Here is an 18,499-nt window from a genome sequence, read left to right as displayed (position 1 = left end):
TGACAAACGCTTGCATTATAAGCTTTTGTAAGTTTAAAAGTAGGAGAGATCTTGTATGTCTGAAATAAGATATGATATTGTAACAGGAAAAGCTACAATTATATCAACAGAAAGAGGTAAAAGGCCCCATGACTTTAAAATAACTGATGTGGAAAGGGCAGGTGGTGTTTGCCCGTTTTGCCCGGGAAATGAGCATATGACACCGCCGACATTGATAGAGTTCAAAGATGAAAAAGGCATGTGGACTTTGAGAGGATTTAATAACAAATTTGCGGCATTTAGTAAAGATGCAAAGACAAACAATGACATCGATTTGTACAAAAACAAGGCTGGCTATGGTGTTGCAGAGATTATAGTAGAGACACCAAACCATGACAAAACATTAGGACAATTAGATTTGAAGGATGTTGAAAATATTATAAAGGCATTGATAGAAAGGTACGATGATATTGTAAAAGATGAAAATATTAAATATGTTCAGATGTTTAAAAATTTTGGTCTTCATGGTGGAGCCTCATTGGAGCATGGACACTGGCAGATAATTGCTGTACCATTTGTACCGGAAATAATCGAAAAAGAAATAGAAGGCACAGAAGATTACAAAAACAAAACGGGTACATGTCCATATTGTGATATGATCCGCGATGAGAAAAAGGTGAATACACGAGTAGTAGCAGAAAATGATAGATTTATAGTCATTTGTCCATATGCATCACAGTTTCCGTATGAGACATGGATTTTACCAAAGAATCATATGAGGAGCTTTAATAGCTTAGATGAAAATGATGTAAAGAGCATAGCAACACTGCTTCAACCTCTTATAAAGAAATACGAGGATATATTTAACTATCCACCATACAATGTTGTTGTTCATACATTGCCAGTTGGAGAAAGCCGTGATTATCATTGGCACATAGAAATACTGCCGAGGCTTACGACTGCAGCAGGTTTTGAGCTTGCAACAGGTGCATATATAAATCCGACACCACCAGAAGAAGCTGCATCTATCCTAAGACTATAATTTGAGCATTGAAAGGAATGATATATATGAAAAAGGGAGAGGAAGGGTTCGAAGGATTACCATCTAAACTTGGTGTGATTGTCAGAAATATTGATAATGAGAAGATTCGAGGATTTAGATGGTTTCAAGAAAAAGCTCTTAATATTGTAGACAAATGTCTTTATGATTATGCGATATTGTATATCGATGAATCAATTATTATCATTGCTGCATTTATAGATTTTATTGTAAAATCGTTGAATGCAGATGAAAGAAAGTCGCGCTATTATTTTCCTTTAATTATAAGAAAGAATATGTTAAGTAATGACTATTTAATCTCATATGAAGGTGATAATTTTACGGCATACATCTATGATGCGGTTGATGATATAGAATATATAAGATGTATGGATCGAATTTTGTTAGAGGGAAAAAATATAGATTTTGTGTCTGGTGCAAAGCTTGTGCCACATAGACTTTTGACATATGACATATATAATTCAGAAAGGCTTAACAATAAATCTAGCAACAGCCTTACGCTTTTGAAAAAAAATGAGATAATAAAGACTTTTAGAAGAATGGTACATGGTTTAAATCCAGACCTTGAGATGACGTACATGCTTAGGAAAAGCGGTTTTTCAAATGTGCAAGATATAAGGGGATATTTTCTATACGTTGATAGTGACAACAATATTTATACTATATCTATGATTGCGGAATATATAGATAATATTGCTGATATGTGGCAGTATACACAAGATTATTTAAAAGATTTTCTAGTAAAATACAAGGGGAATAAGATTGATTTAAGCTATATTTACGAAAATTGTAATGACTATCTTAAAGAAGTAAAAGAAATGTCATTGATGATTGCAAATATGCACATAAGGTTGTCGGCGGTTAAAGATAAAAATTTTGGCGTTGCAGAGCCGAAAGAATCAGATATAGATAACCTTTCAAATGAAATTATAACAAATCTTAATCTTCTTTTTAATTATATAAAATGTGGAATATATGATAGTGAAGTAAATGACATGGTTAAAAAGATTTCCACGAATAAGGAATTTTTATTGAAAAAAATCAGCAATATAAAACAATACATGCCGAATTTTGGAAAATATATAAGGTGCCACGGTGATTTACACCTAGAACAGATACTAAAGACAAATTATGGCTATGTCTTAATAGATTTTGAAGGGGAACCAACAAAATCAATTTGCGAAAGAAGCAAGCATTTGTCCCCATTAAAGGATGTAGCTGGTATGATAAGATCCTTTAATTACGCGGCATATTCGGCGTATTTTGAATACAAGGATAGCTTACCGAATAAAGGCTATGATATAAAGAATGTAGAAAATCTTTTATCTATATGGGCAGATGTTGTAACTAATATATTTATCGATAATTATATAAATACTATAAAGTCCGTTACACCGGATTTGATACCTGATGTGGAACATTTTGATGCTATAATAGCTCTGTATAAATTAGATAAGGCATTATTCGAAGCAATTTATGAGGTTAATAACAGACCTACATGGTTTAAGATACCTCTTAAAGGAATTATAGAATGTATAGAAGGTCTTAAAAATAAAAGAGTCGATGTGGAGGAGGCATATTATGGGTAAACTAAAAGTTACTTTATTTACAAATGAATATCCGCCTAATATATATGGTGGTGCTGGTGTTCATGTAGATTATTTGACAAGGGAACTTGCGAAACTTATGGATGTCGATGTAAGGTGTTTCGGTGATCAAAATGTTAGTGGTGATCATTTGTCTGTAAAAGGTTATAAAAATTGGGAGTTATTAAAAGAAGGTTCTGATAGTAGATATCAAAAGGCATTGGGACCATTATCAACAGACCTTGCAATGGTAAAAGATCCGATTACATCTAACATTGTTCACTGCCATACATGGTACACATTTATGGCAGGCTTTTTTGCAAAAATGCTTTACAATATTCCACTTGTGGTAACAATTCACAGCCTCGAGCCGTTGCGCCCTTGGAAAGAAGAGCAGCTTGGAAATGGGTATCATTTAAGTTCGTGGATGGAGAAGACGGGGATCGAAGCGGCAGATAAGATTATAGCGGTTTCAAATGGTTCAAAGGATGACATAATGAAATGCTATAATGTACCGGAAGAAAAGATTGAAGTTATTTATAATGGCATAGATTTAAACCAGTATCAGAAAACAGATAAGAATATAGCTAGAGCAAAATACGGTATTGATGATAGATACATTCTCTTTGTTGGAAGAATTTCGAGGCAAAAGGGCATAATACATCTCATTGATGCAGTAAAATATCTTCCTAAAGATGTCAAAGTTGTTTTATGTGCATCATCACCAGATACAGAAGAGATAAAGCTAGAGATGGAAGAGAAGGTAAAACTTTATCCAAATATTATTTGGATTAATAAGATGGTAACAAAGGAAGAAATTATAGAACTATACAGCAATGCAGAAGTTTTTGTATGCCCGTCTGTTTATGAACCATTCGGTATCATAAATCTCGAGGCAATGGCATGTAAGACACCGGTCGTGGCAAGTGCTACAGGTGGTATAAAAGAAGTAGTTGTCGATGGTGAGACTGGCTTTTTAGTTGAACCGGGTAATTCTTTAGAATTAGCTAATCACATAAATACGCTTCTCAATAATAAGGATTTAACTTTGATGTTTGGTGAAAATGGAAGAAAGCGCGTTGAAGAGATGTTTAGCTGGGAGTCAATAGCAAAGAAGACTTATGATATGTATCAAGATGTCGTTGACAAATATAGAATTTAACATTTTGCAAGGTTTGAATTATGTAAGGGCTTGATTTATCAAGCCCTTATTTACATTTTTAAATATTGCTGTCAATAACCCAGTCCAATTGACACTTAAATTTTTGTTTTTACTTTTAAATTTCTTTATAAAGCTGTATACTATAAATAGAATAGAAATATGGATGGTATATATGGATAATACAAATATATTATTTAGAGTGATAATTGATTATGGATATTTGGCTCTTTTTGTAGCATTGATAATAGAAGGTACAGGCATGCCAGGCCCAGTTGAAATACTGTTTTTTGCGGCAGGATATCTCATATCAAAGGGACAGATGAATTTTATATCTGTTGTACTTATAGCAGCATTTGGAAATGTTGTAGGCAATACAATAGCTTATATAATAGGGGCAAAAAGCGGCAGGCCATTTATAGAAAAATACGGACATATTTTAAAGATAACAGCAAAAGACTTGGAAGGTATGGACAAGTGGTTTTCAAAATATGGAGGCATGACGAATCTCATAAGCCGCCTTATTGGGCTACCTAGAACACCGGCGATATGGGCTTCTGGCATTACACACATGGATTTTAAGTCATTTTTTGTCTATTCGGCTATGGGGGACCTTTTGTGGTCAGCGTTTTGGACATATGTTTCATATCTTGCCTCATTGCAGCTCTTAAAAATAAATATAATAGGAAAAGAATATCCATGGTGGTGGTATTTTGCAATGTTGGGTGGATTTATCATATTTATGTATATCGTCTGGAGGTTGTTCTTATGGATGAAAGAAAAATACTTGACATAGAGATAAAGATTATTACAAATGTGAGGGCGTTACTTAGTATAGAGGATATTTGGCATGAGCTTGAGGAAAACTCAAAAATGTATCCTTTTAATACATTTGAATGGGTCATAAATTGGTGGAAATATTTTGGTTACGGGAAAAAGCTTTGGGTATTACTTATAATGGATGACTACAGGCCGATAGGCATAGCACCATTTATGATTACATTTGGTGAAATGGGACTACCTATAAGAAGGATAAAATTCATAGGTTCAAATAACAGCGATTACCTTGACTTTATAGTTAGATATGGATGTGAGGAGATATTTTATCAGTCCCTTATAAAATATCTCGAGCTAAAGATAAATCAATTTACAGTACTTGACCTTGAACATATCCCAGAAGATAGCAACATATATCCGTATATTATAGGCAGTAATCTATATTATGACTATGATGTGCAGGATGTTTGCCCATATATTGAGCTCCCAGACACATGGGATGAGTACTTAGCATCACTTGACGGTAAATTTAGGCGAAACATAAAATATGAGATTAAAAGATTTTTCAAACAATGTGATGCAAACTTTTTATGTGTTTCAGATGAAAATGATATTGATAATTCAATGGATAGGCTTATTGAATTACATCAGAAAAGATGGAGAAAGAGGCACATGCCTGGGGCATTTTATTCGAAGCGGCTGAGAAGTTTTCATAAAGATGTTGCATTTGATATGCTTGAGCGTGGAATATTAAGCTTATTTGAATTAAAAGATAAGGATAAGATTGTATCAAGCCTTTTAAGCTATCATATAGGGGGAAGAAGGTATTATTATATAAGCGGTTATGACCTTGACTACAGCAGGTTAAGCGTTGGATCTGTTACATTGGGGCTGTCTATTAAGCGCTCTATAGAGGTTGGCGATGAAATTTACGATTTTTTGCGTGGCGATGAGAGTTATAAAGCGAATTGGACGAAGCTAAAGAAAAGAAACATGCGTTTAGTTGCGTCATACCCATCTGTTGCTGGAAAATTTTATTTATATTACATCATAGCTCAAAACAAATTGATAAATAAGATAAAAAGCAGGTTCAGCGAGGACTGAACCTGCTTTTTATTGTATTAAGGTAAGAGGCAATTTTATTTTGTTGCTTTTGCATATTTTAGATTAATTGGATCTGCATATGCGGGAACTACAATATTATTTGATGTTTGTATATCAACTTTTATACCGTAGTATCTGAGTGTTTCTACAATACCACCTTTAAGATTTAATGATGCTTGTAATGTATCTGGGTTACCAATAGCTTTTATGACATATGGTGGTGTATATCTTGTAGAATTTATGTTTATTGCCGGGCCAACACATCTTATTTCAGATGTTGCTATAAGCCTTTGTTCGTTTATAGAAATAGCCTCAGCACCGCCTGCCCTTAATTCATTTACGACTTTTAATAGGTCTTCGTCATGAACAAGGAACATATTTGGATCTTCTCCATCTTTTGGCTGTATGTCGCTATCATTAACAGTGACAATGACACCGGGACCTATCATTTTTGTGAGACCTGCAAGCTCTTTATACTTATCTACATCCTGTGTTAAAGCATTTATTGTAGCGCCGTATTTTGAAGAAGAATTATTTAATGTATTTAATTTCTGATTTAATTCTGCTACTTGAGCTTGTAGTGAATTTTTTTCGTTTGTGATATTTTTTAGTTCATTTGTAAGTTCATCTACTTTTGCGCTATTATCTTTCGGTGATGCAGCAGCAATCTTGCTATCACCCTGTATTGTTTTAAATTGCATAGATATCATAAAGCCCATAACTAAGAAGACCAAAACCAAAGAAACAACCTGAAAAACTTTTCCCTTCATATCTTTTCATCCTCTCCAAGGGTAAATGTTAATATCTATATCAGGCTTATTTATTTTCATCTGTTATATATAATATAGCATGTTCAAAAATAAAATTTATTAAAAAAATATTAATATTGTATTACAAATTAGTAACGAATTCCTTTTCATTAAAAATTTTAATTTAAGTCCTTATGGTTGCTGTTTACTTGACAATCTATCCATTAATTTTTTTATTTCATCAATATCGCTCATATAACATATATTAAAATTATAAGGTTAAAATAACATTGAATGTTTAGGTTAATATTACTAAAATAAGTTGTTGTTAAAAATTTTTATATTGACAGGGAGAAAATGCAGTTAAACTTTAAAAGAATGATATGTTATAATATTATTATCTAGTAAAACTATTTATCAATAAGGAGGAATTACTATGAGTAAAATTGCTATTATCGGTTCTGGTTTTGTTGGTGCTACATCTGCATTTACACTGGCATTAAGCGGAACAGTGACAGATATTGTTTTAGTTGACCTTAATAAAGATAAGGCTATAGGCGATGCATGGGATATAAGTCATGGTGTACCATTGATAAAACCTGTAAATGTATATGCAGGTGATTACAAGGATGTCGAAGGTGCTGACGTAATAGTTGTAACTGCCGGAGCTAATCAAAAACCCGGCGAAACGAGACTTGACCTTGTCAAAAAGAATACATCTATTTTCAAAAGCATGATACCAGAACTTTTGAAATACAACGATAAAGCTATATACTTAATTGTCTCAAATCCAGTTGATATTCTAACATATGTAACATATAAGATAGCAAAGCTTCCATGGGGAAGAGTATTTGGATCAGGGACAGTACTTGATAGTTCGAGGTTTAGGTATCTTTTAAGCAAACATTGCAACATAGATCCGAGGAATATACACGGAAGGATAATAGGTGAACATGGTGATACAGAATTTGCTGCATGGAGCATTACAAATATAGCTGGTACACCTATTGATGAATATTGCAATCTATGTGGTAAGGCTTGCGAGTCCAATTTCAGAGAAGAAATTGTCGATGATGTGGTTAATTCCGCATATAGAATAATTGAAAAGAAAGGCGCTACATATTATGCAGTAGCACTTGCGGTAAGAAGGATAGTAGAAGCTATCTTAAGGGATGAAAATTCGATATTGACAGTTTCATCACCTTTAAATGGCCAATATGATGTTAAAGATGTATCCTTAAGCTTACCATCAATCGTTGGTAAAAATGGCGTTGCGAGGATACTTGATCTGCCGTTGGCTGATGAGGAAGTTGAAAAATTTAGACATTCTGCAAATGTCATGGCAGATGTAATAAAACAGCTTGATATATGACAACTCTTTGTTATGTAAAAGAAACGGTTTAATCTTCATGTGATGAGGAAGACCGCTTCTTTTTTTATGAATATAAAATTGCAAAGTGGAAAACTTATATAAAGGTGATGTAAAATGCAAAAGATAACACCACAAGAAATGATATTAAGCGCATTTATAAGTGCAAAACAGTCGGAAAATAATATACATAAAAAAGCAAAGGAATATGGGAAAAATATAGCTGATAATCAGGTTCAGGCTGTATTAAAACAGATAGAGATAATGGCATTAAATCATGTTGACAAAATTGTTACAGCGCAAAAAACGACGCATATCGATTCGCTGACAAAAAAGAATATGTCGCAGGACATACTTGATGCACTGCAGGATTTAGTAAAGGAACTTATTAACCAGCAATCATTTTATAATGAGAATCTTATAAAAATAACAAACCCATACATAAGACAAATTTTTACCGAGATGAGGGATGAGGAAATGAGGTTTATATCGATACTACAGCAAAATATTGAGTCTTTAGAATCGAAGCCGACAGAGCCAAATAGTGTAATCTACACGAAACCAAAGGGGTATTAATCATGAAAGTTGCGATAATAGGTGCGGGTTCATCTGGTCTTACAGCTGCAATTAGACTTGAAGCTTACGGCATAAAACCTGATATATTTGAGAGAAAATCAAGAGTTGGCGATGTCTTCAATCACGTCGCCGGGCTCTTAAATATTATCTATAGACCCATAAAAGATCCGTTAGATTATATAAAAAACAATTTTGATATAAATATTGTACCACTAAACGTAATTAATAAAGTAGTTATGCATGGACCAACTGTAACACGTACAATAAACAGCAGAAGAATTGGATACTATGTTATAAAAGGACAGGATGTCGCTTCTGCAGAAAATCAGCTTTATGAAAAATTAAAGACAAATATAAATTTCAATGTCCATGCAGATTATAAAAAGCTAAAAAGCGAGTATGACTATGTTCTAATTGCGACCGGAAATCAGCAAATACCAAAAGAAGTTGGGTGCTGGCAAAATTTCGTTGAGACAAGGCTAAAAATAGCTGAAGTAATAGGTAAATTTGATCCTACTTCATTGATAATGTGGTTAAATACTGCCTATTGTAAAAGCGGATATGTATATTTAGCACCGTTTGATGATAAAAGAGCAGTACTTGTGCTAATAGTGCCCTATGTTACAAGAGAGGAAGTTGCAAAGTATTGGAATAATTTTTTAAGAATAGAAAAAATTAATATGGATATTGTAAATATATACGATTATGAGCATATTTCAGGCAATTGTTTTCCACATAGATTTGAAAATTTGTATTTTATAGGCAATGCTGGTGGAGCAATAGAGCCTTTTTTAGGATTCGGACAGTTTGCATCAATAATGAGTGGGGCATTAGCTGCTAAAAGCATAGCAACGGGCAGTGATTTTGAGAAAGAGATGCTTCAGTTGTCTAATCAAAATATTAATATGTTGGAGCTTAGAAAAGCCATTGATACTATGGACAATGATAAATATGACAGATTGATAAAGATTCTGTCGGCGCCTTTAATTAAACAATTGGTGTACGATACGAATTTTAATGTGATTAAACACTCTTCAATCTTTACAAAATATGCAGCAAATGAAATATTCTATAAACCATTCAAAAAATTGGAATAAAACGAAAAGTGCTATTTCTTCAGGAAAGGAAATGAAGCATATGAGGGTGGCAATAATGGGAGCAGGACTGGCCGGGCTTGCATGTGCACATGAGCTTGAAAGGCTTGGTATACCTTGTGTTATATTTGAGAGGAAGAACATGACAGGGACAATACAAAACAATATTGGGGCATTTTTTCAGATTGAAGATAGACCGATTAAAGACCCATTTAATTATTTAAGGTGCATGTACGGCATTTCATTAGAACCTGTGAGAAGGATGAGCACTGTTATAATGCACTCTCCCAAATATCAAGCAACAGTAAGAGGTAATCTCGGATATTTTATTTTAAGAAGTCAGGACGTTAATTCATTAGAAAATCAATTAGTTAGATCTGTGACTTCAAAGATAAATTATAATGTAAATCCCGACTATAGAGAGCTTGCAAATGATTATGACTTTGTAGTTGTAGCAACAGGAAATAGCAGTATTATCGAGCAGCTTTCTGAGTGGAAAACAACTATAACGACTTGGGTAAAAGGTGCGACGGTACTTGGCGATTTTGACCCGTATACAGCTGTATTGTGGTTTAATACAGACTATGCTAGGTCTGGATATGGATATCTTATGCCATTCGACCAACATAGAGCAACACTTGCTCTTATAACGACATATGCACAGCATGGTGAACTCGATGATTTATGGAATCTATTTTTACACAATGAAGGACTAAATTATGAAATTATTGAGACATTTGAGCTGGATGTCGATACAGGCATCGCAAAAGAGCATAAGGTAAATAATATATACTTTGTTGGAAATGCAGCAGGTTTTATTGACCCGCTTCTAGGACTCGGAGCGTTTCATGCAATAGAAAGTGGCATCTTTGCAGCAAGGTCGATTGCAATGGGTAAGGACTATGAGAAGATGGTTAAAAAAATTGTAAAAAAAGTTGAGATCCTTACAAACTATAGAACATTTATAGATAAACTTCAAAACAAGGACTATGATAGATTTATAAGACTGCTTGGTTTGCCTATTATAAGAAATGTCATCTATGGGTCAAATATAAATGTAATAAAATACGCACACCCAATTATTCGGATATTAAAATAGATTATTAAGTGATAGTAAAAAGAAATGGTTGCTGATACAAATTTAAAAGGCACCACAAAGGATGCCTTTTAATTAAGTTATTTAAATTTATCCGTATTATAGATTCCAAAGCTGTAATCCTGTAAATTCGTCATCAATTCTTTCAAGCTTATTTTCACCGTAATCGACGACAACAAACTCTGCTGCAAATATCTTTGTTCCCTCCATGAGGTGACCACCATGCACATTTCCATTTTTATCAGCGAGTGCAATATGTACATGTGGAAATGGCTTTCCATCTTTTATTGAAATATTGCCTATTGCACTTAATATCTCCATGTGTTCATTTTTTTCGATGAATTTGTATTCCCTTGTGGCTTGATCAAAGAAGCCAAATCTTGCTTTTTTAACTGCACCTATAAGCCTTATTTCACCCGAGCGTATATTTTCATTTATAATGAGTTTATTAATCTCTTGCAACAAATCATTATCATACTGAAACCGACCCATCAATCTTCTTTTCACATCGATATTTATGTATCCCATAATTACACTCCTTAATAATTATTTAAATTTTTCATAAATTTTCACCCTATAACAATTATACCACAATAATATTTATATAAACTAATAAATTCACCATAAATTTTACATTGCATATTATATTAACAAATGGTGAAAGACCAACTATAAAAAGTCAATAGAAAAAAATAAAAAAATTTTGCCAAGAGGGTGAATAAAAATGCATGACAAATAAACCTGGTAATACCAAGTTAAAAGTAAATATATGTAATTAGTATGATTTACTAACAATCATTTTTAGGAAGTTTTACTTCATAAGCACAGTTGTTTTTTAAAATAGCACAAATAGTATAGCAAAGCTTGCGTGCTACAGCTCCAATAGCTGTAAGGTGATGTTTGCCTTCTGAACGTTTCTTTTGGTAAAAAGCCTTAAAAACAGGGTCACAATTAGAAGCAACTAATGCAGCACTAAAAAGAGCTTTCCTAAGATAAGGAGAACCTCGCTTACTCATTTTGTTATTTGTACTGTTATATTCTCCTGATTGTGATATAGAAGCATCAATACCGGCATAAGCTACAAGCTTTGATGGATTTTTAAACCTTGAAATATCTCCTATTTCTCCTAAAATTGTTGCAGCTGTTACATTGCCAATGCCAGGTATTGTAGTAATAGGAGAATTGATTTTATCAAGTAAAACTGATATCTGCTCTTCAACATCTGTGACCTGTTTTTCGATAAAATTAATTTGCTCAATTAATAATCTTAATTGCAGAGAAAAACTATCCAAACAAAACTTAATACCAAAAGATTTTTTAGCAGCAGAAGAAATTTCATTGATTTTATCCATAGCAAATTTTTTCATAGTAATTTCAGACAAAACCTGCTGCAATTGTTCAGAAGAAATATTTTCAAAATCATCCGGCGTATTAAAGTGGAGTAAGATTTCCTTAGACGTTTGTCCAAAGATATTAGAAAAGATAGATTGATATTCGGGGAAAACTTGATCTAAAACACAAACGGTCTTACGCTTAAGGTCACCTATAGAATTGATGAGGTAATTTCTAAAACGAGAAAGATTGCGAAGAGAGATAGTATCTTCGTTGGCTAAAGAAGTTTCTAAGAAATCACCGTAGCGAATAAGATCTGCAATTAGTATAGAATCGATGATGTCGGTTTTGCGCTTTCTGATTTCAGTTCCTTTACGCCAACCATCAGTTTGAATAGGATTAATAACATGAATAACAAAACCTTTTTCAACAAGAAAAGAATAAATAGATAACCAATAGTGGCCCGTAGCTTCCATACCAATTTCAACATTATTAACAGAGATGTTAAAGGAAGCAAGCTTATCAAGTAAGCTATCACCACCAACGTAAGAGTTTGGGAAAGAGAAAGCTTTAAAGAGGATTTTACATTTTTCATCAATTAAAGAAGCTACATGATTGTTTTTCCCGATATCAATACCTAAATAAAACATTTTTAATCACCCATAATCAATGTATTTTAGATAGTTCCTCTAAACTGATAAACGTTACTGCCTTGTTCTACATTCGAAGTACTAATCGAGTTAGTCAACATCCAACTTATTCGTAATCAGTTTATCAGACAGAGGTGTCAGTCTTTCAAGTACGAGCTTTCAATCTCAAGGAGTGAACGACAATACTCTATCTAATAACTTAATTATACAATTTTAAGTATAATTTATCAGCTAAAAAAGGATTATAGGTTGCCTTTATTAACCTAAATATATTATACAAGGAGTGATATAATGCCATATTCATATTGCCCATCGGGGAGGTACTACACTATTGGCCCAGGTGATACATTATGGCTCATAGCGCAAAAGACAGGAAGTACTGTTGATGATATAATAAAAGCAAATCCCGGCATAAATCCCAATAATCTACAGATAGGTCAAGTAATATGCCTTCCGCCTATAATACCATATGGCAAAACACCTGAGTGTCCTACAGGTGTTTACTGGGAAGTTGCTCCTGGTGATACATTGTACAGTATTGCACAGACCGTTGGAACAACGGTGGATAAAATATTAGCACTAAATCCGTATGTAAATCCAAATTATTTGCAAGTTGGGCAAGTAATATGCCTGCCAATACCAGGAAAATAATATATGATTTTACCTGCATTCTGCAGGTTTTTTTATCAACTTTTTACATAAAAGTAAATTAAATATTGCTTTGTCCGGATCATATAATAAATACATTTTTACAATGATTTAACATATAAATATATTAATCGAGATTAATAAATGATAAAATTATAATAAAGGTACATATTACTTTTTTGCATAAGGGGGTAATTCCTTGAAGAAGAAATATATTCTCGATACTAATGTCTTATTACACGATCCAATGTCAATATATAACTTCGAGGATAATGAGGTGATAATTCCGGCAGTCGTTGTTGAGGAAATAGATGACAAAAAGAGGTATCAGGACGAAGTCGGCAGAAATGCGAGGCATACTGCGAGAATTCTTGATGACTTAAGAAAAAATGGGAAACTTAATGAAGGCGTAGATCTTGGAAATGGTGGCACTTTAAAAATCGAGTTAAACCATATCTCTATGGATTCTATAAGACAGCATTTTGTTGATGTAACTAATGACAACAGGATACTTGCTGTTGCACTTAATATATATCTTGAAGAAATGCGTAAAGATGATCCCATGCCTGTAATCCTTGTGTCAAAAGATGTTATTATGAGAGTTAAAGCCGAATCTCTTGGACTCACTTCACAAGATTATCTATCAGACAAGATTGTTAATTATGATGAACTATATACGGGATTTATAACTGTAAATGTTCATCCATCTCTTATAGATTCTTTTTATATAGAAAAATATTTAAATAAAGATGATATAGAGCAGTTAAAATATATACAAAATATTTATCCTAATGAATATGTCATATTTAAAGATATATTTGGTAGCAATAAATCTGCCGTTTCAAGATACAATGCTACGGACAATACCTTTGAACATCTTTATTCGCCTGAATCCATATGGGATGTCACACCGCGAAATGTCCAACAAAAGATGGCGATAGATCTTTTACTAAGAGATGATATACCTATAGTAACATTAACAGGCAAAGCAGGGACAGGTAAAACTTTGTTAGCACTTGCCTGCGGGCTTTTTAAGACACAGGATGAAAGAAAATACAATAAATTATTGATTGCGAGGCCTATAGTTCCAATGGGAAATGATATTGGGTATCTTCCAGGTGATAAAGATGAAAAATTAAAGCCATGGATGAAGCCGATTTATGATAATTTTGAATATCTTTTTAGAGGAAGGAAAAGCAGCACAAATATAGAAGATATAATAGCAGGAATAAAAAATATTGAAATAGAAGCTCTCACATATATAAGGGGTAGAAGCATACCAAAGCAGTTTATTATAATAGACGAAGCTCAAAATTTAACACGGCATGAAATAAAAACCATAATATCAAGGGTAGGAGAAGAAAGCAAGATAGTGCTAATAGGAGATCCAGAGCAAATAGATAACCCGTATCTTGATTCGACAAGTAACGGCTTAACACAGGTTGTAGATAAATTCAAAGAGTATAAAATTGCAGGTCATGTGACATTGATAAAAGGCGAAAGATCGGAAGTTGCAGAACTTGCGGCTAAAGTCCTTTGATAAAAATGGTATATATTGATGTATACCACTTTTTTTAATTTATATGTTAACGTAAACACAATTTAATGTATGCAAAGAGGACCTCAAAAGTTATTTTAGTATAGGATTTATCATATTTTTTGCAATAAAAGCAGGAATTCGCGAATCTAATATAGAATATATAATTATTATTAGTGAGTTTTTAATGAGATTAAGGATTTCATTATAGGCAGGTGTAAGTTTATTGAAATTAAAATTAATAAGGATTAAACATATTAGAAATAGGATTGCTATATACTATTCATTGCTTATAATTTTAATTATAATAGCGATTAGCTTCACAATTATTACAATTTTTTCAAAGCAGTTTATTGATTTGACAAATAATATAGTCGAGCAAAAGATGAGCATTATTACACGGGACATTGATAGAAGGCTGAATGATGTAAAGACTTTATTTACTTATATAAGAAATGACCAAAATGTACAAAATTTAATGGCTATGAGGACGTATACAGACGATGATGAAAAGAGTAAAGCATTAAATATTTCAAATATATTATCAAGCAAATACTTATATGGAAATAGCCTTGTAAGCAATATTATAGCAGTAAGCGCTGATAACCATGTATTAAATCCACTCTATTCAATAAAACAATATAGAGATATGATAATAGATAATAAGAATTATAAAAATTTTGTTAATGGTGATTATTTTAGCAGATTTTCTACACCTATTACATTTCCAACGGATCAAGAAGAAAACATGACTATCACATACTATGCAGAGTATTTAAGCAATAAAGACTACGGTAAACTTGGCTATATACTGATTAATCTAAAAAAAGAAGATTTATTTAGTGATATCAAACCATTTTGTACTGATACATTCGATGCAACATTTATAGTTGATAAGAGCGGTCAATTAATATATAGTATAGGTGATATACCTTACAAGCATGATATTGCAAAAATTGATAAAATGGATACTACGGTGATAGGCAACAGTGTTAACTCAATAAATATTAATAATAAGAATTATTTGGCATATAGTAAGGAATTAAATGGTTATCCCGACTGGCTTGCAATAGGACTGGTATCAAAACAAAGGCTTACAGAAAAATTGTGGTTAATGAATATGATAATATACGGAATAGGTATTTTGTGCATAATTATGGTTGCGATTATAGGTTTTCTTATTTCTAAAAAGATTACAGACCCTATACTAGATATTGGAAATGCTATGAAGAAATTGGAAGATGGTGTATGGCCGGAAAAAGTAAAGGCAAATACAAATGACGAGTTAAAACACCTTGCAACGGGTTTTAATAGAATGGTTGAAAGCATAAAAAGTTTAATAAATGATATATATAAAGAGCAGGAGGAGAAGAAAAAAGCTGAGGTGATGGCCTTACAGTATCAGTTAGACTCACTGCAATCACAGATAAATCCCCACTTTATGTATAATACTTTAAATTCGATAGAATATCTTGCCCTTAAAGATGGAGCAAATGACATAAGAGAAATGATACAGTCATTTAATATACTTTTAAGAGCCAGTATGTCAGTTGGAAAACAATTTATTACTATTGAAGAAGAAATCTCTTTGGTTAAAAGTTATCTAAAAATACAAGAATGCAGATATGATAAGATAGCAGATTTTACCTATGATTTACCTGAAGAACTTAAATATAAAAAAATTCCTAAACTTATACTTCAGCCACTTGTGGAGAATTCGCTATTTCATGGTATTGCACCAAAGGACTCACATGGTACTATCATTGTTAGATTTAAATGTGTTGATGATAAAATATCTGTTGCAGTTATCGATGATGGAGTTGGGATGAGTGAAGATGAAATACAAAATATAATGAAAAACGTGCCATTGGAGAATAAAAGAAGTTTTAATAAAATAGGTTTAGTAAATGTTGATGAACGGCTTAAGCTATATTATGGCGATGAGTTTAGATTGAAGATATTTAGTAAAATCGGTATTGGTACATGTATTAGTTTCTATATTCCAAATATAGAATAATTTGAGTAGGAGTGATTACTTTGTATAAAGTAATGGTTGTTGATGATGAAAAACCTGCAAGGGAAACACTCAATTACCTCATTGATTGGGAAAAGACATCTTTTGTGATTGTTGACAGTGCAAAAAATGGCAAGGAAGCCCTTGATAAATACATTAAGTATAAACCTGACTTAATAATAACAGATATACAAATGCCTGTAATGGATGGACTTGAGTTTATAAGGGAAGTGCGTATGTTAAAAAGAAACCAGAAGTTTGTTATCTTGAGTTGCCACGAAAACTTTTATTATGCAAAAGAAGCTATAAAATTAGGTGCCAGTGACTACCTTTTAAAGGATCTGCTGACATCCAATGACTTATATGAACTTTTAGAAAAAGTAAAGAGGGAACTTGAAGAGGAAAAAGAAAAATTTACGAATTACAATAAAGTGGTGTTTGACACAAGTGATTATAATTATAAGGAAGAATTAAAGAATATTGCACTTAAGTCTCTAACTTTTGAAAATATGACGATGGAGGAAATGAATAACTATATTGACAAATTCAATCTGAATTTTAGAACGAGTTATTTTTTAGTTTTATGTATATTTATTGATGATTATAAAAAATTAACTGAAGAAATGAAATATACTGAATTAAAGATATTTAACTATCAGATAAAAAAAATTATAAATGAATCCATAGATGGCTATTTTGGCGGTGAATGTTTCTACAACGAAAATGGACAATTTGTTGCCATTGTTTGTTTGGAAAGCATTACGAGTCAACTTAAGTTTTATGCAGACAGTCATACAATATGCCAAAGAATTAGGAAAGGTATGACAAAATATATGGACTTAAAGCTTACAATCGGTGTTAGCGAAAGCTTTCATGATCTAAAAAATATCAATAAATACTATAATGAAGCATTAAATGCTGCAAAACTTAGAATTTTCATGGGAAAAGGTAAAACGATATTTTATAATACCAATATTGCAAAAGTGTCAAACATAGATATGGGTGCTTTGGACAAAAAATTGGATGAACTTAAAGAGCTTATTGATAAAAGTGATATTGAGAAGACTAAAAAAGAAGTTGAAGTTCTTTATAACAATAATTTAAGTGGTTTTATGCAGTATAATTATTTAAAATACATTAATTCTTGCTTGTTTAATATCATCATGGAAAACTGTAAAGAACATGGCATAAATTATATAGACCTATTTGAATGCAATTATTTGCCTGTGGAAAAACCTGATGAGTTTGAAACTGTACAGGAAATCTGTGAATGGTTTTCTCAAATATTGGTTAAAATGATTAATTTACAGCTCAATAAGGATGATAAAAAATATAGTTTTAGAATTAAGGAAGCAATTGAATATATCGAGAAAAACTATAACAAGGATATAAGCCTTGAAGAAATATCTGATGAAATAGGACTCCATAAGGGGTATTTATGTAGATTATTTAAGCAGGAAACAGGTGTAAATATAACAGACTATATAATTAATTATAGGATAGAAAAAGCAAAAAAGCTTATTGTTACAACTAATGATAAACTATATGAAATAGCTGAAAAAGTTGGCTTCTCAAATGCACAATATTTCAGTCTAAAATTCAGAAAAATAACAGGTAAAACTCCTATTGAATATAGAGAAAGCTCAAATATCCGCAAAGCTGGCAATATATAAGTGCCAGCTTTTTAAGTTAAAAAAGTATAAGAAATGTTAATATTATATAATTTTTATTTTCATCTTTGGTTAATATAAGATAAAAAAAGTTAAAAT

At 32.2% G+C, this 18,499-nt stretch carries 16 protein-coding genes; 13 read left to right on the top strand and 3 right to left on the bottom strand.

Going from position 1 to position 18,499, the window contains the following annotated elements:
• The first annotated feature begins 55 nt into the window (after nt 1–55).
• From galT to CPG45_RS04425, 5 genes are all read left to right on the top strand, one after another.
• Nucleotides 56–1,021, top strand: coding sequence for a galactose-1-phosphate uridylyltransferase (gene galT / locus CPG45_RS04445; protein ID WP_096230814.1), 966 nt, complete (start codon nt 56–58; stop codon nt 1,019–1,021).
• Nucleotides 1,022–1,047: 26 nt separating this feature from the next.
• Complete coding sequence (locus CPG45_RS04440) at nt 1,048–2,628, top strand: hypothetical protein (protein WP_172856475.1); 1,581 nt, start codon at nt 1,048–1,050, stop codon at nt 2,626–2,628.
• On the top strand, nt 2,621–3,787 hold the full coding sequence (glgA, locus tag CPG45_RS04435; RefSeq protein ID WP_096230813.1) for a glycogen synthase: 1,167 nt from the start codon (nt 2,621–2,623) through the stop codon (nt 3,785–3,787). The genes CPG45_RS04440 and glgA overlap by 8 nt, the downstream gene beginning before the upstream one ends.
• A gap of 172 nt (nt 3,788–3,959) precedes the next feature.
• Nucleotides 3,960–4,580 (top strand): DedA family protein, encoded by a 621-nt coding sequence (locus tag CPG45_RS04430; protein WP_096230812.1) that lies wholly within the window; start codon nt 3,960–3,962, stop codon nt 4,578–4,580.
• Nucleotides 4,553–5,665, top strand: coding sequence for a GNAT family N-acetyltransferase (locus tag CPG45_RS04425; RefSeq protein WP_096230811.1), 1,113 nt, complete (start codon nt 4,553–4,555; stop codon nt 5,663–5,665). The genes CPG45_RS04430 and CPG45_RS04425 overlap by 28 nt, the downstream gene beginning before the upstream one ends.
• 35 nt (nt 5,666–5,700) lie before the next feature.
• Here the strand turns inward: CPG45_RS04425 and CPG45_RS04420 are convergent, their stop codons facing one another.
• Nucleotides 5,701–6,435 carry a DUF881 domain-containing protein gene (locus CPG45_RS04420; RefSeq protein ID WP_096230810.1) on the bottom strand — a complete coding sequence of 245 codons (735 nt, stop codon included), beginning with the start codon at nt 6,433–6,435 and terminating at the stop codon, nt 5,701–5,703.
• A 415-nt stretch (nt 6,436–6,850) separates the two neighbouring features.
• Between CPG45_RS04420 and CPG45_RS04415 the strand changes: the two genes are divergently transcribed.
• The 4 genes from CPG45_RS04415 (at nt 6,851) to CPG45_RS04400 (ending at nt 10,552) form a co-directional block, all read left to right on the top strand.
• The gene (locus tag CPG45_RS04415; protein ID WP_096230809.1) at nt 6,851–7,786 is read left to right on the top strand and encodes an L-lactate dehydrogenase; all 936 of its coding nucleotides are present in this window, start codon (nt 6,851–6,853) and stop codon (nt 7,784–7,786) included.
• Nucleotides 7,787–7,900: 114 nt separating this feature from the next.
• Nucleotides 7,901–8,359, top strand: coding sequence for a ferritin family protein (locus tag CPG45_RS04410; RefSeq protein ID WP_096230808.1), 459 nt, complete (start codon nt 7,901–7,903; stop codon nt 8,357–8,359).
• Nucleotides 8,360–8,361: 2 nt separating this feature from the next.
• Nucleotides 8,362–9,456 carry an FAD-dependent oxidoreductase gene (locus CPG45_RS04405; protein WP_096230807.1) on the top strand — a complete coding sequence of 365 codons (1,095 nt, stop codon included), beginning with the start codon at nt 8,362–8,364 and terminating at the stop codon, nt 9,454–9,456.
• Nucleotides 9,457–9,487: 31 nt separating this feature from the next.
• The gene (locus CPG45_RS04400) at nt 9,488–10,552 is read left to right on the top strand and encodes an NAD(P)/FAD-dependent oxidoreductase (RefSeq protein ID WP_502695814.1); all 1,065 of its coding nucleotides are present in this window, start codon (nt 9,488–9,490) and stop codon (nt 10,550–10,552) included.
• A 96-nt stretch (nt 10,553–10,648) separates the two neighbouring features.
• On the opposite strand, the gene CPG45_RS04395 is transcribed toward CPG45_RS04400, so the two are convergent.
• Nucleotides 10,649–11,077, bottom strand: a complete 429-nt coding sequence (locus CPG45_RS04395; protein WP_096230806.1) for a PPC domain-containing DNA-binding protein — start codon at nt 11,075–11,077, stop codon at nt 10,649–10,651.
• Nucleotides 11,078–11,337: 260 nt separating this feature from the next.
• Nucleotides 11,338–12,531, bottom strand: a complete 1,194-nt coding sequence (locus CPG45_RS04390; protein ID WP_096230805.1) for an IS110 family RNA-guided transposase — start codon at nt 12,529–12,531, stop codon at nt 11,338–11,340.
• A 291-nt stretch (nt 12,532–12,822) separates the two neighbouring features.
• Here CPG45_RS04390 and CPG45_RS04385 point away from each other — a divergent pair, with 291 nt between their 5' ends.
• The 4 genes from CPG45_RS04385 (at nt 12,823) to CPG45_RS04370 (ending at nt 18,403) form a co-directional block, all read left to right on the top strand.
• A complete protein-coding gene (locus CPG45_RS04385; RefSeq protein ID WP_096230804.1) occupies nt 12,823–13,182 on the top strand; it encodes a LysM peptidoglycan-binding domain-containing protein in 360 nt (119 codons plus the stop codon).
• Between the two features lie 196 nt (nt 13,183–13,378).
• A complete protein-coding gene (locus tag CPG45_RS04380; RefSeq protein WP_096230803.1) occupies nt 13,379–14,719 on the top strand; it encodes a PhoH family protein in 1,341 nt (446 codons plus the stop codon).
• 223 nt (nt 14,720–14,942) lie between these two features.
• Nucleotides 14,943–16,733: a sensor histidine kinase gene (locus CPG45_RS04375; protein WP_096230802.1), complete on the top strand. Its 1,791-nt coding sequence runs from the start codon at nt 14,943–14,945 to the stop codon at nt 16,731–16,733.
• A 20-nt stretch (nt 16,734–16,753) separates the two neighbouring features.
• Nucleotides 16,754–18,403 (top strand): response regulator transcription factor, encoded by a 1,650-nt coding sequence (locus CPG45_RS04370; protein ID WP_096230801.1) that lies wholly within the window; start codon nt 16,754–16,756, stop codon nt 18,401–18,403.
• Nucleotides 18,404–18,499 lie beyond the last annotated feature (96 nt).

This window comes from Thermoanaerobacterium sp. RBIITD, from assembly GCF_900205865.1.
Taxonomy (GTDB): domain Bacteria; phylum Bacillota; class Thermoanaerobacteria; order Thermoanaerobacterales; family Thermoanaerobacteraceae; genus Thermoanaerobacterium.
This window is presented reverse-complemented; position numbering and strand designations above follow the sequence as displayed.